The organism is Brevundimonas sp. AC546, from assembly GCF_979258305.1.
In genome coordinates this window covers 397655-419721 of the sequence record NZ_OZ409849.1, presented here as the reverse complement: position 1 = coordinate 419721, position 22067 = coordinate 397655, and the positions used below count along the sequence as shown (strand labels likewise).

Below are 22067 nucleotides of genomic sequence, written 5' to 3'. Positions count from 1 at the left end.
ATTCATGACCAGCCAGATGCGCCCACGCGCCGCCATCATCCTCGCCGCCGGCCAAGGCACGCGGATGAAGTCGCCCCTGCCCAAAGTGCTGCATCCGGTGGCCCATCGCGCCATGTTGGACCACGCCATCGACGCGGCCGAAGGCCTGGGCTGCGAACGGATTATCGTGGTGGTTGGAACCCACTCGCCCGAGGTCCGCGCTCATGTGGTCAAGCGGTTGGGCGAGGCGGCCATCGCCGTCCAGGACCCGCCGCTGGGCACAGGCCACGCCGTTCGCGCCGCCGAACAGGCGCTGGCCGGCTTCGACGGCGAGGTGGTCGTCACCTATGGCGACGTGCCCCTGCTGAAGGCCGCCGACATCGAACCCGTCTTCCATGCGTACGGCGTCACCGTGATCGGCTTCGAGGCCCGCGATCCCGGCGCCTACGGCCGTCTCATCCTAGACGGCGACACGCTGACCGCCATTACAGAGGCCAAGGAGGCTTCGGCCGAGGCCTTAGCGATCACCGCCTGCAACTCGGGCGTCATGGCTGCCCCCGCCGCCTTACTGTTCTCGCTGCTGGCCCACGTGACCAACACGAACGCCAAGGGCGAATACTATCTGACCGACGTGGTCGAACTGGCGCGCAAGGGCGGCCATTCGACCCGCGCCGTCTTCGCCGCAGAAGACGCCGTCATGGGCGTCAACTCCCAAGCCGAACTGGCCCAGGCCGAGGCCCTGTTCCAGAGCGTCCAGCGGGACACCTTTCTGGCCGCCGGCGTCACCATGGCCGCGCCTGACACCGTCCACTTCGCCTGGGACACACAGGTCGGTGGCGGAACCCTCATCGAACCCTTCGTCGTCTTCGGCCCGGGCGCGGTGATCGAGGGCGGAGCCCGCATCCGCAGCTTCAGCCACATCGAGGGCGCCCGCGTCGCCTCCGGCGCCGAGGTCGGTCCCTATGCCCGCCTGCGTGCCGGCGCGGATTTGGCGAAGGGGGTCAAGGTCGGCAACTTCGTCGAGGTCAAGAACGTCAAGATGGCCGAGGGCGCCAAGGCCAATCATCTGGCTTATCTGGGCGACGGATCGGTCGGCGCGGGCGCCAACATCGGCGCCGGAACCATCTTCTGCAACTATGACGGCTTCAACAAGGCCCGCACCGACGTGGGCGCCGGCGCCTTCGTCGGCTCCAACTCCAGCCTGGTCGCCCCGGTCGTCATCGGCGACGGCGCCATCGTCGCTTCGGGTTCCGTGATCACCGAGGACGTGCCGGCCGACGCCCTCGCCTTCGGCCGCGCCCGACAAACCCTCAAGCCGGATGCCGGCGCCGCCTTCCGCGAGAAGGCGAAAGCTCAGAAAGCCGCAAAGTCCAAATGAGCGACATCCAGAAGAAGAACGCCGGCGAAGCCGCCGCCGCCCACGTCGAGGCCGGCATGGTCGTCGGCCTGGGAACCGGGTCCACAGCCGCCTGGTTCGTCAAGGCGCTGGCGGCACGGGGTTTGGCCGGTCTGCGCTGTGTCCCGACCTCGGAAAAGACCGCCGATCTGGCGCGCGAACTGGGCCTGACCCTATCCACGCTGGAGGACACGCCCCGCATTGACCTGACTGTGGACGGCGCGGACGAAGTCGGTCCCGGTCTCGCTCTGATCAAGGGCGGCGGCGCGGCCCTGCTGCGCGAAAAGCTGGTTTGGGAGGCTTCGGCGCGCTGCATCGTCATCGCCGACGCCGCCAAGGTGGTGCCCGTGCTGGGAATTTTCCCCCTCCCGATCGAGGTGGTCGCCTTTGGTCACAAGACCACGGCCAACCGGATCGCCGACGTCCTGATCGATCATGACATCAACCAGCCGGCCCGCGTGCGCCAGGCGGATCGCGGTCTGGTCCGCACCGACGGCGGCAACCTGATCTATGACGCAGGCTGCAAGGCCATTCACGATCCGGTCCGCCTGGCCGACGATCTGAAGCTGATCACCGGCGTGGTCGAGCACGGCCTGTTCCTGGACCTCGCCGACCTCGCCATCATCGGCACGGACGACGGCTTCGAGGAACGTCTGCCCTAATAGACGCCCTTGCGGCTCAACACTGCTGGGATCGTCCGCGCCAGGATCGTCAGATAGACGCGCACCGTCCGGTTCCTGACCAGCCAGACGTCCATCGCCACCCGGCGCGGATAGGGCACGTCGTTGCGGCCCGACACCTGCCATAGCCCCGTCAGGCCAGGCCGAACGGCGCAGTATTCGGACAGCCGCCGCCCATACAGCGCCGCCTCGTCCATCACAATCGGGCGCGGTCCCACCAAGGACATCTCGCCCCTCAGCACGTTCAACAGCTGTGGCAGTTCATCCAGGCTGGAAACGCGCAGGACGCGGCCCAGGCGCGTCACCCGCGCATCGCGTCGAAACTTGCGCGCCGTGTGCCATTCCGCGTCCACGAGGGCCGGCAAGTTGGCCTCGGCGTCGATGCTCATGGACCGGAACTTCAGGCAGTCGAACACCTGTCCGCCTCGCCCGATCCTTTGCTGGCGAAAAATGGCCGGTCCCCCGTCTTGCGCCCTCACCGCCAAGGTGGTCAGCGCCAGCAGCGGGAGCAGGAGCGCCAAAACAGAGAACGACAGAACTATATCTAGCAGGCGGATCAGCCGGGCATCGTCGTTGCCACGCGATCTCGTGATGCGACGCGCAGGTTCGACCTGGCGCTCGGCAGCCTCAACTATCGACATTCATCCGCCCCCTCAGAATCATCATTCCTCAGGGTTGCGAAATTATCAACCTCAACGCAGCCGCGTTCGCATGAAGATTGACCTTCAACCAGCCTGCTACCATAAGTTGATCGTGACTGAGAAATCTCCCCAATCCAGCGAACCTCACGGCGGCAATGCCGAACCGCGCTGGTCCGGCCTCGGGTCTGTCGGCTTCATCGTCGGACTAAGCGTCCTTCTCTGGATTATAATCGCGACCGGGGTTTATCTCGCCGTGCGCGCCATCCTCTGATCAATCACCGCCCCACCAGCTCAGGGTGAAGGCCGTGCGCTGCCCGTCCACCGAAACCGTACCTGTGATGACGGGAGTCTGGTCGCCGAGATTGCGCCGCGCCGTCGCCAGCGCCCCCTGGTCGATCCGCCCCTGCAGACGAACGACGCCTCCGCCCGGCGCCGAACCCGTCATCTGCACCGCGTCGTCGGTGATCGCATAGGCGTCGGGCGTCACCCGCATCGGCCCCTGCGGCCCGGTCAACGACAGGATCAGCGGCGACGGGCCGCCCTGTCCCGCCTCCCAGGCCGTGAACGCCGCCGCCTGACCCACAAACAGCGACGCCACCTTGCTGCTCACCTGGCCGACAGGGCGATAGTCGCCCGAGATGTCGGCGCTCAGTCGATGACTGAACCGTGCGGCTTCGGGCGTCGGCGCCGCCTCCCGACGCTCGCAGGCGCTGAGGGCAAGCAAGCCCATGACGACGATCGCACCAAGGCGGCGTCTCATCGATCCAGCGCCTGATCCAGGGCGCGGAAGCCGGCGATGGCGATCTCGGTCGCGCTGGTGAAGACCGACGGCGTGATCCGCTCGAACGTGTCGCTGGGGCGGTGATAATCGGGGTGATAGTCCACGCCCATATAGAGAAACGGCACGCCCGCCGCGTGGAAGGCGCCGTGGTCGGACGCATCGATCCAGTTGTTCTCGCCGGTATCCTGCGGCGTATCCTTGCCGAAGGCGAAGGACACGGCCCCGTTCGGCTGCACGGCTTCCAGCACCGGCCGCAGGTTGGGATGCTGATAGGTGCCGGTAACCCACAGATGGCCATCGGTCTCGGCCCGCGCCGTCATGTCAAAGTTCAGGTTCAGGCTGATGGACGACAGCGGCACGGGCGGCGCCTTGACGAACTCGCGCGCGCCCAACAGGCCCCGCTCCTCCCCGTCCAGCGCCACGATCAGCACGCTGTGCTCCGGCGGCTGGGCTTTCAGCCGGGCGGCCAGTTCCAGCATGGTCGCCACGCCCGAGGCGTTGTCGTCCGCGCCATGGAAAACCTGACCGTCGTTGACCCCGACATGGTCGTAGTGGGCTGTCACGACGATGTAGCGGTCGGCGACGCGCCGTCCGGGGATCAAGCCGACGATATTGACGCCGCTGAACGTCTTGACGCCTTCGCGCGTGCGGCCCGGCGCCTCGAACGGCTGCAAGCGCCCGAACGGCGGCGCCTGCACACCAAGAGCCTCTAGCCGAGACACGATATAGGCACGCGCCCGCTCGCCGCCCTCAGAGCCGGTGTCACGCCCCTGCATGTCGTCCGCCGAGAGGATGCGAACATCCTCCAGCAGTTGGCTCGGTCCCGCCGCGACGGGCGCTGGCGCGACAGAAGTCGGGCCGACGGGAACGGTAGTGCAGCCGCCTATGACCAAGGCGGCGCCGGTCAGGACGAGGCAAAGGGTCGAACGATTCATACAGGCTCCAACACAGAACCCGGACCCTAGCGCCGACCGATCGGGTCGTCAGCCTACGGTTCTGTCATCATCGGCTTTGCGCGATGCACGGCCGCCGCGACAGATGATATGACGGCGGACATGGCCCCCGCGATTCCTCTCGAAATCCCCGTTGACGATCTAACCGCCGAGACGGCCGCCGAGGCCCTGGCCTGGCTGGCGGCGGAAATGGCTCGTCATGACGCCCTCTACAACGAAGCGACGCCCGAAATCTCCGACGCCGACTACGACGCCCTGCGCGCCCGCAATCTGGCGATCGAGGCCGTCTTCCCCGATCTGGTCCGCCCCGACTCACCGTCGAACAAGGTCGGCGCCGTCGCCTCCAGCCAGTTCGCCGAGGTCCGCCACGGCGTGCCCATGCTCTCGCTAGACAACGCCTTTGACGAGGGCGAGGTGCGCGACTTCGTCGCCCGCATCGCCCGCTTCCTGAAGCTGCCCGCCGACGAACCCATCGCCTTCGTCGCCGAGCCCAAGATCGACGGCCTGTCCGCCAATCTCCTCTATGTGGACGGCCTGCTGACCATCGGCGCCACGCGCGGCGACGGCCGCGCGGGCGAGGACGTCACCGCCAATCTCAACACCATCGCCGATGTGAAACAGACTTTAGCCGGCGACGAATGGCCCGACCGGATCGAGATCCGGGGCGAGGTCTACGCCCCCAACGACGCCTTCGCCGCCTTCAACGCCGCAGCGGTAGCCGAGGGCCGCCGCACCTACGCCAACCCCCGCAACTTCGCCGCCGGCTCCCTGCGCCAGAAGGACGCCCGGATCACCGGCAAACGGCCGCTGAACTTCTTCGCCTACGCCTGGGGCGAACACTCCAGCGAATTCGCCGAGACCCAGTGGGAGGCCCTGGAAAAGCTCAAGGCCTGGGGCTTCCCGGTCAACGTCCGCTCGCGCCAGGTCGAGGGCGCCGAAGGCCTGATCGCCGTCTATCGCGAACTGGAACGCGACCGCGCCGCCCTGGGCTATGACATCGACGGCGTGGTCTACAAGGTGGACCGCCTGGACTGGCAACGCCGCCTGGGCTTCGTCGCCCGCAGCCCCCGCTGGGCCATCGCCCACAAATTCCCGGCGCAACAAGCGACCACGGTGCTGGAAGGCATCGACATCCAGGTGGGTCGCACCGGCTCCCTGACCCCCGTCGCCCGGCTCCACCCCGTCACCGTCGGCGGCGTCGTCGTCCGCAACGCGACCCTGCACAATGAAGACGAGATCGAACGTCTGGACGTCCGCATCGGCGACACCGTCCGACTGCAACGCGCCGGCGACGTCATCCCCCAGATCCTGGGCGTCGTCCCAGAGCTGCGGCCCGCAGACGTCGTCCCCTATGTCTTCCCCGACAAATGCCCGGTCTGCGGCTCGGAGGCGGTGCGCGAGGGCGACGAGGTCAAGCGCCGCTGCACCGGCGGCCTGATCTGCGACGCCCAGATCGTCGAACGGCTGAAACATTTCGTCGGCCGCCGCGCCTTCGACATCGAGGGCCTGGGCGAGAAACAGCTGGTCGCCTTCAATGCGCGCGGCTGGATCAAGGAGCCCGCCGACATCTTCCGCCTGGCCCGCGACGAAGCGCGGCTGAAGGAACTGGAGCGCGAAGACGGCTATGGCGAGACCAGCATCCGAAACCTGGTCGCCGGCATCGACGCCCGCCGCGTCATCTCACTGGACCGATTCCTGTTCGGCCTGGGCATACGCGACATCGGCGAACAGACCTCCATCGTCCTGGCCCGCGCCTTCGAGAACTGGCCCGCGCTGAAGACCGCCTGCCTCCAGGCCGCTTCCGGCGTGCCGTCCGACGCCTGGACCGCCCTCGCCGCCGCCCACGCCATATCGACCCGCGTCCTGACCCTGATGGCCGAGGCGAGGCCCCCCGCCGCCGATCCCTGGCCCGAGGCGACAATGGACATGAAGATCAGCCAAGCCTTCCCCGGCATGGCCGCCCCCGCCCGCCGCTCGCTGGCGACGATGACCGACGATTGGTCCGGCCTGGTCGAACTGGCCCGCGTGGCGCGCGAGGAAGGCCCGTCCGAAATGCTGAACCAGATCGCTGGCGTCACCGGTGTCGGCCCCGTCGCCGCCCTGGCGCTGGCCCACTTCTTCCACGAGCCGCACAATCTGGAAGTCGTCACTGCCCTTGAGGCCGAGATGACCGAGATCATCGACGCCGAACGCCCCAAGTCCGACACCCCGGTGGCCGGCAAGACCGTCGTCTTCACCGGCGCTCTGGAACGCTTCACCCGCGATGAGGCCAAGGCCCGCGCCGAAAGCCTGGGCGCCAAGGTCTCGGGCTCCGTCTCGAAAAAGACAGACTATCTGGTCGCCGGCCCCGGCGCGGGATCAAAGCTCAAGGACGCCGAGAAGCACGGCGTTCAGGTCTTGACCGAGGACGAATGGCTGACGCTGATCGGCGACAGAACTTGACCTAAGGTCCGGTTTTCGTTGGCGATACGCGATCTTTCAGCCTTGTTTTAAACCGAAACCGGGATCAACCTCTCCTTCAACAGGGGCGGCGCGACCGACCCGACGAAAGGAAACGACTATGAAGATCAAGATCATGCTGGCTGCGGCGACGCTGGCGGGCGCTCTCGCCTCTCCCGCCCTGGCTGGCGATCCGACCGGCCTTTGGCAGACGCCGACAAACGGCGGCCAGGTGCGTATTGCGCGCTGCGGTCAGGCCTTGTGCGGCACGCTGGTGACCTCGGATCATATTCGCACGGACGCCAATGCCCGCGACGAGCACAATCGCGACGCCGCCCAGCGCAGCCGCACCCTGCGTAATCTGCCCATGCTGACCGGATTCACCGGCGGTCCGACGGAATGGCGCAACGGCTCGGTCTATAATCCAGCGGATGGCCGCACCTATCGCGGCACCATCACCCTGACAAATGACAACAGCCTGCGCCTGCGCGGTTGCGTCGTCGCCCCTCTGTGCAAGACCCAGACCTGGACCCGCATCCAGTAGGATCGAGGCGCTAGACAGACGAAAGGCCCGGCCGGAGCGATCCGACCGGGCCTTTTTTCACATCCGCCCATCGGCCTTAGCGGTTCAGGGCTGCCCGCGCCGCCTCGGCATAGCGATGCCCTGTCGCGGCGCCCTTGGGGAAGACCGCCTCGATCCGCGCCAAGTCCTCGGGCGTCAGGACGACGTCCGCAGCCGCCGCATTTTGCTCCAGGGTGGCGATGCGGCGCGTGCCGGGGATCGGAACCAGATCCTCGCCTTGCGCCAGAACCCAGGCGAGCGCCAGTTGGGCGGCGGAGACTCCCTTGTCGGCGGCGATGGTCTTCACCGCCTCGACCAGATCCAGGTTCTTTTGGAAGTTTTCGCCCATGAAACGCGGATTGGTGCGGCGGAAGTCGTCGGCGTCCAGATCATCGATGGAGGCGATGTCCCCCGACAGGAAGCCCCGCCCCAGTGGACTGTAGGGTACGAAGCCGATGCCCAGTTCGCGCACGACCGAGAACAGCTCGTTCTCAGGATCACGCGACCACAACGAATACTCCGTCTGGAGCGCCGTGATCGGATGCGTCGCATGGGCCTTGCGCAAGGTATCAGGCGCGGCCTCGGACAGGCCCAGAAAGCGGACCTTGCCTTCCTTGACCAGTTCGGCCATCGCCCCGACCGTGTCCTCGATCGGCGTGTCCGGATCGACGCGGTGCAGATAGTAGAGATCGACGTGATCGACGTCGAGGCGTTGCAGGCTGCCCTCAATGGCGCGACGCACATTGGCGGGGCTGCCGTCGGTCATCAGTTTGGAGCGGTCGGCGTTGTAGTTGATGCCGAACTTGGTGGCGATGAAAGCCTGGTCGCGCCGGTCCTTCAGCGCCTTGCCCACCAGGACCTCGTTGGTGTGGGGACCGTACATTTCGGCGGTGTCGAACAGGGTGATCCCCAGGTCGAGCGCACGGTGGATGACGGAGATGGACTGGGCCTCATCCGAGCCGCCGTAGAAGGCGCTCATGCCCATGCAGCCGAGGCCTATGGCAGAAACTTCGGGGCCATTCGGACCCAGCTTGCGCGTCTTCATGAGGCCTTCTCCTGTCGATGGGGGGATCGACCAACCGGCCGATGACCAGGAGATGGTCGCTGCGACGGCGGGCTACAAGCCCGGCCGCGCTTTGCGATGGTACCGCCTCTCAGGCTTGAACTGAGGACCTCCGGTTCCACAAACCGGCGCTCTAACCAACTGAGCTAAGGCGGCCCGCTCATCGCGAGGCGCGTTCTCTACCGGGCCTGCGAGAAGCGATCAAGCGACTTCGTGACATTTCGTAAGAGATTTCAGACGCACGTCCGACAAACGAAAACGCCCCGGAGATTGCTCTCCGGGGCGTCTTGTCTATTGCCGTGGCGATCACCCGAGGGTGAAGGGCACCCGGACACGGAAGGTCGCGTCCTGAGCCGCGCCATCGACGGTCCGCGGGGACAGTTGTCCACGCTGAACCACCCGAATGGCGGCGCGGCCGAAGCCCATGCCGGCGGGCTCTTCGGTGATCACGCGGCAGTTCGCCGGTGCGCCGTTAGAGCGCGCAGTGCATTCGACCGTAGCCGAACCGCTGATTTCCCGTTCCAGCGCACGCGCCGGGAAGTCGTCAGCAGTAGGACGCGGCTGACGCGACCACTGAACGTTGGTGATCGTCGACGGGCGCGGCGGAGCCGGAGGCGCGGGCGGAGGCGGCGGTCCAGGAATATTGACGGGCGGGCCCGTGTATTCGACGCGGTCTTCCTTCTTCGTCGGCGTGATATTCACCGGCGGAGGCGGCATGACGTTGGGGACCGGGGCCGGCACCCGCACCTGAAGCTTCGGCGGCGGAGGCTGATCCGTCGGCGGAGGCGGCGGCGGCGGAGGCGGCGGAGGCGGCGGAACCGGCTCGACCAACTCGACCTCGACGGACTCGTCGACGTAGTTGAATTCCTTCAGCTTGAACTTCGACTGTTGCAAGAAGAAGATCAGCAAAGCGAAAAGGATGGAGACGATCAGCAGGCAAACGATGAGCACAGGGTACGAAACCCCCATGAAACCCTTCGCCTTGGGAACGTCGTAACGACTGCGATGATATTCGACGTCTGTCATACTATCTCCGCACCCTAACTCGTCGCCTGGTCTTCGCCGACCAGCGCAACGCTATAGAAGCCGTTATCCTGAAGCGCGTTCATGACCTGCATGAAGTCGCCGTAACGGGTGTTCTGGTCGCCCCGAATGAAAATCCGCTCATCTGCCGGGTTCCGTGCGCCGATCTGTTGCTTCAGATCTTCGCCCAGGGATCCGACGTCGGTCCTGAAATCGCCCACATAGACGTCGCCGTCATTCTGGATCGAAATATAGACCGGCTTGGGCGGGTTCGGGGCCGCCTTGGCGACGGCGATTGGCAACTCTACCGGCACCGACACGGAAGCAAGCGGAGCCGCCACCATGAAGATGATGAGCAAGACCAGCATGATATCAACGAAAGGCGTGACGTTGATATCGCTGTTGGCCTCGACCTGGTTGCCGCCGCCGCCCGATTTAATCTTGGCGGCCATCCGTCTTACGCTCCCTTGTCGAGCTGACGCGAGATGCCGTTCAGCAGCTCAGCAGCGAAACCATCGGCGCGCGTGCCGTAACCGGCGATGCGGGTGTTGAAGTAGTTGTAGAACACAACGGCCGGGATAGCGGCGAACAGGCCGATACCGGTAGCCAGCAGGGCCTCGGCGATACCCGGAGCAACGACGGCCAAGTTGGTCGTGTTGGATTCCGCGATGCCGATGAAGGAGTTCATGATGCCGTAAACGGTGCCGAACAGACCGACGAACGGACCGATCGAACCGACCGACGCCAGGAACTGCTGGCCGCCCGACAGGCGCTTGGCCAGACCGGATTGAACGGCGGCGACGGCGGCTTGGGCGCGGCCCAGGGCCGAGTCCAGATGATCGCCGGTGACCGACAGGCCCGACTGACGCGACAGTTCGATTTCCTCGGTGGCGGCGGCGGCCATGTCGGCCAGCGGGTTGCCGTCGAACTCTTCCTGGGTCGAGACGGCGCGCATGTCAGCGATGGTGCGGGCGCCGCGGAAGTTTTCGAGGAAGGTGTCCGTCTTGCGGTTCAGAGCGCCGAACTCGAACAGCTTGATGAGCAGCAGGGTCCACGACAGGATCGAGGCCAGCAGCAGGCCGGCCATGACGACCTTAACGACCACGGTCGCTTCCATGAACATGGAGATCGGGGTGATGCCGCCGCCGTGCGCGCCGCCGGCGGTTTCGGCAACGGTCGCCGGGTCGGCTTCCGGGGTCACCGGGGCTGCGGCGGGGGCCGCAGTCGAGGCAGCCGGGGTCGGCTCGGCCGGGGCCTGGGCCAGAACCGGCGAGCTCGCCATCAGCGCGGCGGCGCCGGCCATGGCGAGAAGGATGTTCGTCTTTTTGCTGTTCAGCATAATTCGCCAGTTCCTGCTTGGTCTGACTCGTGGAACCAAAGGTGCGGCCATAGTCAGCGACCGCCCCCCAACCTGAAATGTTTCCTTCAACGCGTCCCGTCCTTTCGAGGATCAGAACCCGCTGAAATCTTCGGTAGAAGCTCCCCGGTCGCCCGGTCGGCCTCTGATAATCGAACCGTCGGAGAACACGTCTCCTGTAATCCGTATTAACGCCTTCGTGGGATGGCGTCTCAACCCTTTGACGAACCCTTACCGGAGCGTCAAGGGACAACAGTGGCTTTTAACCTGTCGCGCGATAGGGAGGAAAAGTTCCACCTAACCTCGGCATTAAAACGCGGCGACGCGACGTTTTCATGATGATCCGGCGTCATTTGGAGCAAGTTTGTCGGAAATGGTGGCGTCGCGAGGGAAACGTCCTCAAATGAGCGAAACAACGACCAATCCCTCCGCACGCATACATATCGAATGTGCAAAGCACAGCTTTCCAGACATCATATGATGCCTCAAACGCATAACGATTTGATGGAGGGGAAATGATGGTGCCTGGAGGCGGGTTCGAACCACCGACACGCGGATTTTCAATCCGCTGCTCTACCAGCTGAGCTATCCAGGCGCCGACGCGGCGTCGCGAGAGGCGGCTCTATAGGGGAGGCTTTTCCGCCTGTCCAGCGCCCAATCAGTCCTTTTCACCATCATCTTCGGCGCCTTCGTCCAGAGCGGCCGGAATGGCGTAGCCGCCTGTGAACCAGCGCTGCAGATCGACCTCGGAGCAACGGCGCGAGCAGAAGGGCTTGTACTTGGGATCCGCGTCGGCCTTGCGGCAGATGGGACAGGTCGCCATGGCTCAACTCTCTTCTATATGGCCGCGTCCGACGGGGACGGCGGCGTCGGCCTGAACATGCGCCCGCGGCCCGAGCCGAGCCGCCAGCGGGCCGGCGATGGCGGCCTCCTCCAGCGCGCAGCGTGCGGTGATGCGCGCAGATCGGGTGTTGGACAGGAGCTCGCGCCGCAGCCCACGCACCAGCGACAAGGCGCGCGTTTGAACCGAGGCGCGTCCATCGACATCGCGCAACAGCTCCTCGATGGGCGTGCGCCGCCAAGGCAGCGACAACTGCAACAGGCCGAATCGACTGACGGGTCCGAAGACGGCCTGAGGTTCGTGGGCGAAGGCGGCCCTGGCGCCCTTGGACTGCGCCTCGGCGTCCTGACCGTCGCCGACCAGGTCGATGACGACCAGACCGGCCCAGTTTCGCAGACCAATCAGGCGCGCCGCCTGTCTCAACCCCTCGCGATTCGCGACCGCCCTCGCCTGTTTCGGATCGCGTCCCGGCATGGAGGCGAAATCGATGTCCACAGCCACCAGGGCGCGGGTGCGTTCGATGGCCAGGTCGATTCCGTGCGACGCGAAGACGCACGACCGGGCCAGCGCCTCCTCCTCGGCCTCGATCACGGCGTCGATGGCGGCGACGCCGACGACTGATTCCTCGCCTGGCGCGAGGTCGCGCAACTGTTCGGCGATGCTGGGTGCGGCCTGAAGCAAGCGAGGCGCGCCCTCTCCCGGCCCTAAACGGCGGACGACAGCGCCCTTCCCAATGCGTGGTTCGGCGGTGACAACCACTTCCAACCGTTCGCCCTGAGTCGATTTGTCGTTGCGAGGAAAGGGCAGGAAGGCTGCAGCGTCCGCACCGATGTCGACGAAGGCGCCGCGCAAACCCTGATTCACTTCGGTCACGCGGCCGATCGACCGGGCGCCGAGCCGCGTCTGGGCCGGGTCGTTTTCGCGATGGATCAGAAGATGGGTGTAGCGCCCGTCGCGCATGACCGCGCCGCGCGTCTCGCCCGGCGTCTCGTCGAGGAAGACCTCGACCGCGCCGCTCATGCGCGCCAGCCGACGCCGTTCAACAGCTGGACGGCTTCATAGACCGGCAGGCCCATCACCGACGGATGGCTGCCGACGATTCGCTGGACGAAGGCCCCGGCCGGTCCCTGGATGCCATAGCCGCCGGCCTTGCCGCGCCAGTCGCCCGTGGCGACATAAGTCGCGATCTCGTGGTCCGACAGCGGCTTGAAGGTCACGCGCGTCTCGTTGACCCGCGACGACAGCTTGCCGTCACGCACAACAGCCACGCCGGTGAAGACACGGTGATTGCGGCCGGACAGCAGTTTCAGGAAACGGGCCGCCTCGGCCTCGTCCGCCGCCTTCTCCAGGAAGCGGCGGCCGACCGAAACGACTGTATCGGCGGCGATGACCACGGCCTCAGGGCGCCGTGCGGCGACCACCTTAGCCTTCGAGGTCGCGAGACGTTCGGCGAGACGCGGCGGCGTCTCGCCCTTCAGGGGCGTCTCGTCGATGTCGGCGGGATCGATATGGTCGGGCGTGATCCCGACCTGCGCCAGCAGTTCGATGCGGCGCGGGCTGGCCGAGGCCAGCACCAATTCAGGACGCGCCGTCGTCACTTACTTGAAGCGATAGGTGATGCGACCCTTGGTCAGGTCGTAGGGGGTCATTTCGACCAGAACCTTGTCGCCGGCCAGCACGCGGATGCGGTTCTTGCGCATCTTGCCCGCCGTGTGGGCGATGATCTCGTGGTCGTTCTCGAGCGTCACGCGGAAGGTGGCGTTCGGCAGCAGTTCGCTGACGGTGCCGGGAAACTCGAGCAGTTCTTCCTTAGCCATGCGGCCTCTCACGCCCGTTGAATATGCGTTCGACCCCACGCCGGGCGGGCGCGAGGGGCGGAATGGAGGGGCCTAATGCCCGAAAACGCAGAGATAGTCGAGGTCAGCCGCGACGGTAGAGGGCACACAGCAGCGTAAACAGCCGGCGCGCCGTCTCGTGATCGACGACGATCTTGCCATCCAGCCGCGTCTTCAGCTGATCGGCCCCCTCGTTGTGCAGGCCACGCCGGCCCATGTCGACCGATTCGATCTGGCTGGGCGACGACCCGCGCAGGGCCTCGTAATAGCTGTCGCAGATCAGAAGATAGTCTTTGATCACGCCCTTCAGCGGCGTCAGGCTGATGGCGTAGGTGCGGTTAAAATTTTCGCCGTCGATGTCGAACACCAGCCGGTTGTCCTGCAGCGACAGCTTGAGCTTATAGGCTCCGCCCTCTGCGCCCACGGGCTCGAAACTGTTCTTCTCGACCAGATCGAAAATGGCGACCCGGCGCTCGTGCTCGATCTCGGCCGTCGCGGCAGGTAAGGTCACCGCGTCCAGCTCGACCGAGGCCAGCTTGTGGGGACCGCTCATGCCGCATTCCCTTCATCGCGTTTGGGGGCGTCCAGATCCGGGCCGTCGAGGTGGGTCGGTGCCACCCGCGCGGGCCACCGCTCGGAAATATCGGTGACCACCGCATCCAGGCATTCGACATCGACCCGCAGATCCCCGCCGCCGGCGAACATCAGGATGACCTTGCCGCCGGGCGTCTCCGTCGGGATGAAATCGAGCGCGAGAAGCTCCAGCGAGGCGTCGGGGCTGCGCGACAGGCGACGGCTCTGGACCGCCAGCACGTCGCCGAACTGCATGGCGCACATCACCCGCGTCCCACCGCATTCCCAGCAGAAGCGGCTGAAGGCGATGGTCAGCGTGCGCGCACTCTTCTCCCACACGATATCGACCGGCCGCAGAATGGCGTCCTGCAGCGCTGCAGAAATAATCTGAAGATCGTCGGCATCCTCGGCCAGCAGGCGCAGGGGCTCGACCGGCGCCTTGGCTTCCGCAATGACGCCGTCGATCTCAGTGCTCATCACCTGTTCCTTTTATGCGTCGAATGTCCGCGCCGCAGGCGCCGAGCTTTTCTTCCAAACGCTCGAAACCGCGATCCAGATGATAGACGCGTCCGACCGTCGTCTCACCCTCGGCGACCAGACCCGCGATGACCAGGCACATCGAGGCGCGCAGATCGGTAGCCATCACCTGCGCCCCATGCAGCACCTCAACGCCATTGACGTGCGCTTCGCCGGCATGGACCGAGATGTCCGCCCCCAGCCGCGCCAGTTCCGGCACGTGCATGAAGCGGTTCTCGAAGATGGTCTCGCGCACCGTGCTGACGCCCTCGGCCGTGGTCATCAGGGCCATGAACTGGGCCTGCAGGTCGGTGGCGAAGCCGGGATAGATGGCCGTCTCGACATCCACAGCCTTCAGCCGCTGTTTCGGGTCGCGCTTGATGAGCACCCCATCGGCGGTGGGGGACACCTCGACGCCGGCCTCGATCATCTTGTCGGTCAGCGAACCGATCAGTTCGGCCCGAGCCTTGGTCAGGCGCACCTCGCCCCCCGCCATGGCGGCGGCGACGGCATAGGAGCCCATCTCGATCCGGTCGGGAATCACCGACCAGGTTGCGCCGTTCAGCGATGAAACGCCGGTGATGGTCAGGACGTCGGTGTCGACGCCCTCGATCCTGGCGCCCATCGCCGTCAGACAGTGGGCCAGATCGCCGATCTCAGGTTCGCGCGCGGCGCGGCGCAGCACGGTCGTCCCCTGCGCCAGCACGGCGGCCAGAAGGGCGTGTTCGGTGGCCCCGACCGAAACGAACGGAAACTCGATCTCGGCCCCTCGCAGCCCCTTGGGCGCGCGAGCGGTGACATAACCCTCGTCCAGCTCGATCTCGGCCCCCAGCGCCGTCAGCGCCTGGAGGTGAAGGTCCACCGGACGCGCGCCGATGGTGCAGCCGCCGGGCAGAGACACCTTGGCCTCGCCCGTGCGCGCCAGCAGCGGACCCAGCACATTGAACGAGGCCCGCATCTGGCGAACGAGATCATAGGGCGCGAAGGTCGAGGTCAGGTCCTTGGCGTGGAACAGGCTCTCCTGCCCATCCGCGCCGTCGCGCTCGGTCACTTCTATGCCGAACTGGCGCAGCAGTTGGCCCAGGAACCGGGTGTCCGCCAGGCGCGGCATATTGGTTAGCAGCAACGGCTGATCCGTCAGGATCGAGGCGGCCATCAGCTTGATGGCGGAGTTCTTGGCGCCGCTGACGGGAATGTTCCCGAAAAGCTGGGCGCCGCCCTGAATGGCGATGCTGTCCATGACGTCCTTAAGCGCGCCCGAAGGAAACGCCTCGGGGGGATGGTTCTCTAGCAAGCCGTTGGACGCTTGCCAAAGGGCTGCGGGGTCGCGAGCCGATGACTTTCAGTTGCGATGCGTCAGTTGCTGTCGCGTGGCGCAGCCGGCGTCCGCGCCGGGGCCTTGCGACGACGCAGGTTGGCGCGCAAGGCAGAGGCCAGACGGATCGCCTTCTCGGCCTTGGCCCGTTCCCTTTCAGATTGGGCGACCTCGAACTCCGGCCCTGATTCGACAGGCGGCGTCGCCGCAGCAGCGGCGGCAGGCGTATCGGCGTCATGCGGAGGATGAGTCATGGCCGGATGATGCCGTGATAACGGGCCATGTCCAAACTTTCTTTCGGAGGATCAAAAAGGCGCTTCCCTCCCCGGAAGGGTTTGGCTATACGGCCGCTTCCTCAGTCGGGGCCGCCGTAGCTCAGTGGTAGAGCGCATCCTTGGTAAGGCTGAGGTCGTGGGTTCGATTCCCCCCGGCGGCACCATCTGAGAACTGAAAAGGCCCGGCGAACGCCGGGCCTTTTTGAGTTTTCGGGAAAAGCCTTGAGGCTGTCAGTCGTAGCCGTACAGCCCTCGGCGATATGGATCACGCTCGTCCGCGTCGCCGTCCTTGTTCCAACTGAAGCCCATGGACAACGACTTTGTGGTGGTGTCCGCACCATAGCCCCGACCGCGCCATCCGCCGCCATAGGGCGAATAGAAGCCAGGTCCACGCAGGCCATAGCCGCCGTAGCCATAGCCCCAAGGCTCGTTGCGTCCTTCACGATAGGCCAAGTCCAGACGGCCGCTCTCGCCGACAGGCAGAGAAACGGCCGCACCATAGCTGCGGTAGCCGCCGGTGCCGATTCCGGCCTCGACCATGCCGTGCATTTTGCGCTCGGCCGGAGGACCGGCCTCGGCGCCTTCGTCGAAGCTGGCGCCCGGCGTGCGTGAGCTGATCCAATTCTGGATCTGCTGTTCCGTCGTCAGACCGTGGGGAGCGGCGTCCTGGGCTGTCGGAGCGGTCACGGACGCCTGAGGCGCGGCCGCCATGGCCTGGGCAAGGGTTGGAGCGTTGGACGGCGCGGTCGCGACGACGCCGTCTGGATCACCGCCAGCAGCGACTATGACCGCACTCGCCAAGAAACCTGCAATCAGCATGGGCCGCCTCCGTTCGAAATTATTCTAGCACAGCGATTGAGGCCAAGGTCAGGCGACGCCGTCGCCCCGCTCCAGCGGGTCGGGCAGAGCCTCACCTTCGGCGACGAAACTGAGCGCGACCGAGTTGATGCAATAGCGATTTCCGGTCGGCGGCGGGCCGTCCGGGAAGACGTGGCCCTGGTGGCTGCCGCAGCGCGCGCACTGGGTTTCGATGCGGATCATGCCGTAGCTGGTGTCGCGGATTTCGTGGACGTGGCTCTCGTCCACCGGCTTTGTGAAGCTGGGCCAGCCGGTGCCGCTCTCGAACTTGGTCCCGCTCTTGAACAGCGGGAGGCCACATTCGCGGCAGCAGAACACCCCTGCCCGCTTCTCGCCCAGCAGTGTGCCGCAGAAAGGCGCCTCAGTGCCGTGCGACAGCAGGACACGTTTTTCCTCGGGGTTCAGGTCGGCTTCCAGGCGCGCGCGTTCCGCCTCATCGGGCGGGGTCAGGTCAAAGCCTGATGGCGAACGCAGGCTTTCGTGGGGTTGGGCGAGATCGGTCATGGTCTGCAAATGGGAAGGGGCGGGCCGAGGTTCCAGCCCCTGCCCGCCCCTCGATCCGTCAGGCGCAGCGATTCCTTACTGGAACAGCGTGCCGACCCAGGCGCGGACGGCGGCCTCGTCGGTCGCCGAACCCGTGTAGGCCAAACCTTGCGCCGGGGTGAAAGGCGCGTCGTTGCCGCGCTGACGCGTCGTCCAGGCCTTATGACCATAGCTCAGCTCGGCGTAGTTGGACGGCAGGCGAAGCACGGTCGGCTCGACGAAGATCGAGTCTTCGGCCGTGACCGACCCGGCAAGGCGCACGTTCGGCAGGCGCGTCAGCAGGTCCAGCGTATCCAGGCAGCCGCTGGTGCAGCCGCTATCAACCAGCACCACCACCTGACCCGCGACGGGGTTGGCGGCGCCGGTGTCCGGCACCGACGCGCGGCCCGGCAGGGTGAAGGTCGGCTGGTTGGCCGCCAGCGCCGAATCGAAGGCGGCGACGATGGCCTGGGTCTGTTCGATCACCGGGCCGGATTCGGCGACGAAGCGCGGATCGGCCTGCATCCGGGCCAGGGTGTCGGCGAACCACTGGCGATTCGCCGTCGTGGCGCGATAGGTGATCGAGCCGGCTTCAGGCTGGCGGCTGACGGTGAACTCCGGCGTCCAGATGCGATTGGCCAAGCCATAGCCCTTACCCGTCGCGTTCAGCGAAGCGCCGTTGGCCCCGCGTAGATCGATGACTAGGCCTTGCGCGCCGCGAATGGCGGGCGACTGTCCCTCGACAGCGGCGAAGAAGGCGTCCCATCCGGCGTCGTCCGCCAAGGTGTGGACGTTGATCCAGGGACGGCCGTCGACCGTCTCCACCGACAGCGGATTGGCGCCGGGCGTATAGACAGTGGCGCGATAGGCGGCCTCCAGGCTGGCGGCGTCGGCCGGCTGGGGCTGCATCTGGAAGTCACGGTCGCGACGACCGACCTTGAAGGTGCACAGTGAAGGCACGCCGCCGGTGAAGGGGTTGTTGCGGTTCCACAGCAGGTAGGGAGCGGTACGAACGCGACCGGCCTCGGTCGTCAGATCGCCTTCCCAACGGTCCAGCCGCTCTTCTGCCAACTGAGCGGCGGTCTTGTCGCCGCACTTGACCAAGGTCGCGCCGATCGGCGGCACATTGCGCACGCCCGGCTTCACATAGGAGACGACATATTCGCCGTTCCGCCACGCGGTGGTCACGCCCGGCCAGCTGGTCGCGAAGAACGGGCCGAGGCCTTCGTAGGTCGGGCGGATCGAGATGTTCGAATCGCGGAAGCCGTTAGCGTAGTAGCGCATCAGATAGGCGTGGCTGTCGCCGCTGTTGACGCGACCGACCTTGCCTTGCGCATCGGCCAGACCGGCGTCGATCCAGGTGCGGAACGCCTCGCTGGGCGCGCCGGGGATCACGGCGGCGGGGTGGTTGGCCGCCAGGGCGTCGTGCGCCGTCTGAAGGTCCTGTTGCGCCAGAGCGCGAAAATCCTGTGCGACTGCGGCGCCGGCGGCGACGGTCAGCGACAGAACGGCGGCCGATGCGGCGGCGATCATGCGGTTCATGGGGTTTCCTGCGGCCTTCTATTTCAAGCTCGTGGCGAAGGTTAAAGCCCATGCGTCACGCGCTTGCCAACCCCGACGAACAGGATTTCGCCCGATTGTCACACGACCTGCGGCGATGCGGCGCGCTCAGAACGGCGCCGCAGCCTCAGCCGCCGCACCGAAGATTCGGTCGAAGCTGCGTCTCAAGGCTTCGTCCGCTTCGTCCAGGGTCGCCAGCACGCCCAGATCGACCAGGCTGGTGACGCCATGTTCCTGAATGCCGCACGGCACGATGCCGCCGAAATGATCCAGGTCCGGCTCTACGTTCAGGCTGATGCCGTGGAAGCTGACCCATTTGCGGACCTTGACGCCGATGGCGGCGATCTTGTCCTCGCGCGACCAGCCCGGCCCCTTGCGCTCGACCCAAACACCCACGCGACCCGGCCGGATGTCGGCCGTGACGCCGAACTGATCCAGCGCCCCGATCAGCCACAGCTCCAGCCCGCGCACGAAACAGCGCACATCCTTGCCGCGTCGGTTCAGGTCCAGCATCACATAGGCCACGCGCTGGCCCGGTCCGTGATAGGTGAACTGCCCGCCCCGTCCCGTGCGATGCACCGGGAACCGGCTCGCATCCAGCAAATCCTCGTCCTTGGCCGAAACCCCGGCGGTGTAGAGCGGCGGATGCTCCAGCAGCCACACCATCTCCTGCGCCTCGCCGGTCGCGATGGCGGCGACGCGCGCCTCCATGAAGGCCTCGGCGGCGGCATAGTCGACATAGCCCTTCGACACTGCCCATTCGACGGGCCGCCCATCGTCGAGACGCAGTTTCTGAAGGGACGGGCTTAACGGCTCAGCAAGCATGACGCTTCAATGTGGTCGTCGAGGCGTTTGCGCAAGAGACGGCCTTTCAGTGAACGAGAGCTTTCCGTGACCCAGATCAACGCCGTCGATGTCGAAATCTCCGTGGTTCTAGGTCGGTCGGTGCTGCCGATGTCGCAACTCCTGCGCATGGGCCGCGGGGCGGTGATTCCCCTGGACGCCGCAGAGGGCGACGAGGTCTGGATTCTGGCCAACAACTACCCTGTGGCCCGGGGCGAGATCGAGATCCGCGACGACCGAATCGCCATCACCGTCACCCGCCAGGCCGACGTCTATGACTTCATGGCCGGGTCCGCCTGAGGCTTGCATCCGTCGCTCGCCACGAACCATTCAATTCGCCCTTTCCTTTTCCAGCGGCTTCGTCTATTCGCCGCCGCTCCGATGCGAGCGGTCGTGGCGGAATTGGTAGACGCGCAGCGTTGAGGTCGCTGTGGGGCAACCCGTGGAAGTTCGAGTCTTCTCGACCGCACCATCTGGCTAAACAGGGCGATTCATCGGCTAACTACGGCTGGACATACCAAGGGAGGCGACCACGTGAACACCACGGACTCCGCCTTCGCTCCAGCCGAAGCGCCTGATAACGAAGACCACGCCGCCCTGGACGAGGACTATGTCCTCACCCCTCAATTCGTCGAGAAAGTCGTGGACGCCGCCGACGACGGCGATGGGGTGCGACTGCGGTCGCTGCTGGAAGATCTTCACCCCGCCGACGTCGCCGACCTGATGGGCTTTTTAACGGCCGAACACCGCGCCGTCGTGGTGCTGTGGCTGCCGCCGGAACTGCTGGCCGAAACCCTGCCCGAGCTGGATGACAACATCCGCGAAGAGGTGCTGGAGCGGGTCCCGCACGGCACCCTGGCCGTGGCGCTTCAGGAGTTGGATTCCGACGACGCCGCCGCCGTGGTCGAGGATCTGGAGGACGACCAGCGCGAACGCGTTCTGGCCGCCATGCCCGAGATCGACCGCGCCGCGATCGAAAGCAGCCTGGGCTATGATGAGGAGTCCGCCGGCCGCCTGATGCAGCGCGAGGTGATGGCCGCGCCCCAGTTTTGGAGCGTGGGCGACACCATCGATCACATTCGGAAACAGGGCGACGACCTGCCCGAGCTGTTCTTCGACATCTATGTGGTCGATCCGGTCAACCGCCCCGTCGGCGGCGTGCCGATCAGCGGCCTGTTGCGCGCCGCACGCAGCACCGCCCTGACCGAGCTGATGGAGCCGATCAATGTGATCGACGTCGGCCAGGACCAGGAAGAGGTCGCCTACATCTTCGAGAAATACCACCTGATCTCGGCACCCGTCGTTGACGCGGCCGGTCGCCTGGTCGGTCAGATCACCGTCGATGACATCGTCAACATCATTCAGGAAGAGAACCGCGAGGACATCCTGCGCCTGGCCGGTGTCGCCGACGAGGACCGCGGTTCGTCGGTGTCCGAAATCGTGCGTGGTCGCGTGCCTTGGCTGGCGATCAATCTGGCGACGGCGGCGCTTGGCGCCAGCGTCATCGGCCTGTTCGAGGCCACCATCCAGCAGATCGTCGCCCTGGCGGTGCTGATGCCCATCGTCTCGGCCATCGGCGGCAACGCCGGAACCCAGGCCCTGACCGTGACCGTGCGCGCCTTGGCCACGCGTGAGCTGAACAGCTCTAACGCCCCGCGCACCTTCTGGCGCGAGATGATGGTCGGCCTGGCCAACGGCCTGATCCTGGCGCCCCTGATCGGCATCGCCGCCGGTTTCTGGTTCCGAGACGAAGACTGGAAGATCGGTCTGGTCATCGGCGCGGCCATGATCCTCAACCTGCTGGTCGCCGCCTCCATCGGCGTCCTGACGCCCCTGACCCTGTCCAAGCTGAAGTTCGACCCCGCCGTCTCGTCCGCCGTTTTCGTCACGGCGACCACCGACTTCTTCGGCTTCCTGATCTTCCTTGGTCTGGCCACACTGGTGCTGCTCTAGACATCATCCACGCCGATCCGGCGCGGGCCTTGCTGATGATCGTGCGAGCGCCGCGCGCCTGTTTCCAATTGGGTCAACTGTGTCTGACGTCCTGCCTAAACC

25 protein-coding genes and 4 tRNA genes are annotated in these 22067 nt (G+C 65.9%); 8 read left to right on the top strand and 21 right to left on the bottom strand.

Going from position 1 to position 22067, the window contains the following annotated elements:
- The first annotated feature begins 4 nt into the window (after window positions 1-4).
- Both glmU and rpiA read left to right on the top strand, forming a co-directional pair.
- Window positions 5-1357, top strand: a complete 1353-nt coding sequence (gene glmU, locus ACZZZD_RS02090; RefSeq protein WP_463432213.1) for a bifunctional UDP-N-acetylglucosamine diphosphorylase/glucosamine-1-phosphate N-acetyltransferase GlmU — start codon at window positions 5-7, stop codon at window positions 1355-1357.
- Window positions 1354-2037 (top strand): ribose-5-phosphate isomerase RpiA, encoded by a 684-nt coding sequence (gene rpiA, locus ACZZZD_RS02085; RefSeq protein WP_463432211.1) that lies wholly within the window; start codon window positions 1354-1356, stop codon window positions 2035-2037. The genes glmU and rpiA overlap by 4 nt, the downstream gene beginning before the upstream one ends.
- On the opposite strand, the gene ACZZZD_RS02080 is transcribed toward rpiA, so the two are convergent.
- From ACZZZD_RS02080 to ACZZZD_RS02070, 3 genes are all read right to left on the bottom strand, one after another.
- On the bottom strand, window positions 2034-2696 hold the full coding sequence (locus tag ACZZZD_RS02080; protein WP_463432209.1) for a sugar transferase: 663 nt from the start codon (window positions 2694-2696) through the stop codon (window positions 2034-2036). The genes rpiA and ACZZZD_RS02080 overlap by 4 nt on opposite strands.
- A 271-nt stretch (window positions 2697-2967) precedes the next feature.
- Window positions 2968-3456, bottom strand: coding sequence for a hypothetical protein (locus tag ACZZZD_RS02075; protein ID WP_463432207.1), 489 nt, complete (start codon window positions 3454-3456; stop codon window positions 2968-2970).
- Window positions 3453-4412: a M28 family peptidase gene (locus tag ACZZZD_RS02070; protein WP_463432205.1), complete on the bottom strand. Its 960-nt coding sequence runs from the start codon at window positions 4410-4412 to the stop codon at window positions 3453-3455. Before ACZZZD_RS02070 ends, ACZZZD_RS02075 begins: the two co-directional genes overlap by 4 nt.
- A gap of 120 nt (window positions 4413-4532) precedes the next feature.
- On the opposite strand from ACZZZD_RS02070, the gene ligA reads away from it, so the two are divergent.
- Together ligA and ACZZZD_RS02060 are read left to right on the top strand one after the other, a co-directional pair.
- The gene (gene ligA, locus ACZZZD_RS02065; RefSeq protein WP_463432203.1) at window positions 4533-6872 is read left to right on the top strand and encodes an NAD-dependent DNA ligase LigA; all 2340 of its coding nucleotides are present in this window, start codon (window positions 4533-4535) and stop codon (window positions 6870-6872) included.
- Between the two features lie 118 nt (window positions 6873-6990).
- Window positions 6991-7413, top strand: a complete 423-nt coding sequence (locus ACZZZD_RS02060; protein WP_463432201.1) for a DUF2147 domain-containing protein — start codon at window positions 6991-6993, stop codon at window positions 7411-7413.
- Window positions 7414-7489: 76 nt separating this feature from the next.
- Here ACZZZD_RS02060 and ACZZZD_RS02055 read toward each other — a convergent pair whose 3' ends face one another.
- From ACZZZD_RS02055 to ACZZZD_RS01990, 14 genes are all read right to left on the bottom strand, one after another.
- Entirely contained in the window at window positions 7490-8476 is a 987-nt protein-coding gene (locus ACZZZD_RS02055; protein ID WP_463432199.1) for an aldo/keto reductase, read from the bottom strand.
- Window positions 8477-8573: 97 nt separating this feature from the next.
- Window positions 8574-8650: transfer RNA gene (locus ACZZZD_RS02050), tRNA-His, on the bottom strand.
- 150 nt (window positions 8651-8800) lie between these two features.
- Window positions 8801-9520 carry an energy transducer TonB gene (locus tag ACZZZD_RS02045; protein WP_463432197.1) on the bottom strand — a complete coding sequence of 240 codons (720 nt, stop codon included), beginning with the start codon at window positions 9518-9520 and terminating at the stop codon, window positions 8801-8803.
- A gap of 14 nt (window positions 9521-9534) precedes the next feature.
- The gene (locus tag ACZZZD_RS02040; RefSeq protein ID WP_463432195.1) at window positions 9535-9969 is read right to left on the bottom strand and encodes a biopolymer transporter ExbD; all 435 of its coding nucleotides are present in this window, start codon (window positions 9967-9969) and stop codon (window positions 9535-9537) included.
- A 5-nt stretch (window positions 9970-9974) separates the two neighbouring features.
- Window positions 9975-10856, bottom strand: a complete 882-nt coding sequence (locus tag ACZZZD_RS02035) for a MotA/TolQ/ExbB proton channel family protein (RefSeq protein WP_463432193.1) — start codon at window positions 10854-10856, stop codon at window positions 9975-9977.
- A 537-nt stretch (window positions 10857-11393) separates the two neighbouring features.
- Window positions 11394-11469, bottom strand: a tRNA-Phe gene (locus ACZZZD_RS02030).
- Between the two features lie 63 nt (window positions 11470-11532).
- Window positions 11533-11697, bottom strand: coding sequence for a DNA gyrase inhibitor YacG (locus tag ACZZZD_RS02025; protein WP_135195741.1), 165 nt, complete (start codon window positions 11695-11697; stop codon window positions 11533-11535).
- Between the two features lie 3 nt (window positions 11698-11700).
- Window positions 11701-12735 carry a ribonuclease E/G gene (locus ACZZZD_RS02020; RefSeq protein WP_463432190.1) on the bottom strand — a complete coding sequence of 345 codons (1035 nt, stop codon included), beginning with the start codon at window positions 12733-12735 and terminating at the stop codon, window positions 11701-11703.
- Window positions 12732-13313 (bottom strand): Maf family protein, encoded by a 582-nt coding sequence (locus ACZZZD_RS02015; RefSeq protein WP_463432188.1) that lies wholly within the window; start codon window positions 13311-13313, stop codon window positions 12732-12734. Before ACZZZD_RS02015 ends, ACZZZD_RS02020 begins: the two co-directional genes overlap by 4 nt.
- Window positions 13314-13532 (bottom strand): translation initiation factor IF-1, encoded by a 219-nt coding sequence (gene infA / locus ACZZZD_RS02010; RefSeq protein ID WP_008261544.1) that lies wholly within the window; start codon window positions 13530-13532, stop codon window positions 13314-13316. It lies immediately after the preceding gene.
- 103 nt (window positions 13533-13635) lie between these two features.
- Window positions 13636-14103, bottom strand: a complete 468-nt coding sequence (locus ACZZZD_RS02005; protein ID WP_463432171.1) for a UPF0262 family protein — start codon at window positions 14101-14103, stop codon at window positions 13636-13638.
- Window positions 14100-14600: a DUF2948 family protein gene (locus ACZZZD_RS02000; protein WP_463432169.1), complete on the bottom strand. Its 501-nt coding sequence runs from the start codon at window positions 14598-14600 to the stop codon at window positions 14100-14102. Before ACZZZD_RS02000 ends, ACZZZD_RS02005 begins: the two co-directional genes overlap by 4 nt.
- Window positions 14590-15879: a UDP-N-acetylglucosamine 1-carboxyvinyltransferase gene (gene murA / locus ACZZZD_RS01995; RefSeq protein WP_463432167.1), complete on the bottom strand. Its 1290-nt coding sequence runs from the start codon at window positions 15877-15879 to the stop codon at window positions 14590-14592. Before murA ends, ACZZZD_RS02000 begins: the two co-directional genes overlap by 11 nt.
- Window positions 15880-15995: 116 nt before the next feature.
- Window positions 15996-16208, bottom strand: coding sequence for a hypothetical protein (locus ACZZZD_RS01990; RefSeq protein WP_463432165.1), 213 nt, complete (start codon window positions 16206-16208; stop codon window positions 15996-15998).
- A 110-nt stretch (window positions 16209-16318) separates the two neighbouring features.
- Between ACZZZD_RS01990 and ACZZZD_RS01985 the strand changes: the two genes are divergently transcribed.
- Window positions 16319-16393, top strand: a tRNA-Thr gene (locus tag ACZZZD_RS01985).
- A 67-nt stretch (window positions 16394-16460) separates the two neighbouring features.
- Here ACZZZD_RS01985 and ACZZZD_RS01980 read toward each other — a convergent pair.
- The 4 genes from ACZZZD_RS01980 to lipB form a co-directional block, all read right to left on the bottom strand.
- Complete coding sequence (locus ACZZZD_RS01980) at window positions 16461-17048, bottom strand: hypothetical protein (RefSeq protein WP_463432164.1); 588 nt, start codon at window positions 17046-17048, stop codon at window positions 16461-16463.
- Between the two features lie 48 nt (window positions 17049-17096).
- A complete protein-coding gene (msrB, locus tag ACZZZD_RS01975) occupies window positions 17097-17591 on the bottom strand; it encodes a peptide-methionine (R)-S-oxide reductase MsrB (RefSeq protein ID WP_463432163.1) in 495 nt (164 codons plus the stop codon).
- A gap of 75 nt (window positions 17592-17666) precedes the next feature.
- Window positions 17667-19151 carry a hypothetical protein gene (locus tag ACZZZD_RS01970; protein ID WP_463432161.1) on the bottom strand — a complete coding sequence of 495 codons (1485 nt, stop codon included), beginning with the start codon at window positions 19149-19151 and terminating at the stop codon, window positions 17667-17669.
- Window positions 19152-19277: 126 nt separating this feature from the next.
- Window positions 19278-19994 carry a lipoyl(octanoyl) transferase LipB gene (gene lipB, locus ACZZZD_RS01965; protein WP_463432159.1) on the bottom strand — a complete coding sequence of 239 codons (717 nt, stop codon included), beginning with the start codon at window positions 19992-19994 and terminating at the stop codon, window positions 19278-19280.
- Between the two features lie 66 nt (window positions 19995-20060).
- Between lipB and ACZZZD_RS01960 the strand changes: the two genes are divergently transcribed.
- From ACZZZD_RS01960 to mgtE, 3 genes are all read left to right on the top strand, one after another.
- The gene (locus ACZZZD_RS01960; RefSeq protein ID WP_017505209.1) at window positions 20061-20312 is read left to right on the top strand and encodes a FliM/FliN family flagellar motor switch protein; all 252 of its coding nucleotides are present in this window, start codon (window positions 20061-20063) and stop codon (window positions 20310-20312) included.
- Between the two features lie 87 nt (window positions 20313-20399).
- Window positions 20400-20484 (top strand) — tRNA-Leu (locus tag ACZZZD_RS01955).
- A 62-nt stretch (window positions 20485-20546) separates the two neighbouring features.
- The gene (gene mgtE, locus ACZZZD_RS01950; protein ID WP_463432154.1) at window positions 20547-21965 is read left to right on the top strand and encodes a magnesium transporter; all 1419 of its coding nucleotides are present in this window, start codon (window positions 20547-20549) and stop codon (window positions 21963-21965) included.
- Window positions 21966-22067 lie beyond the last annotated feature (102 nt).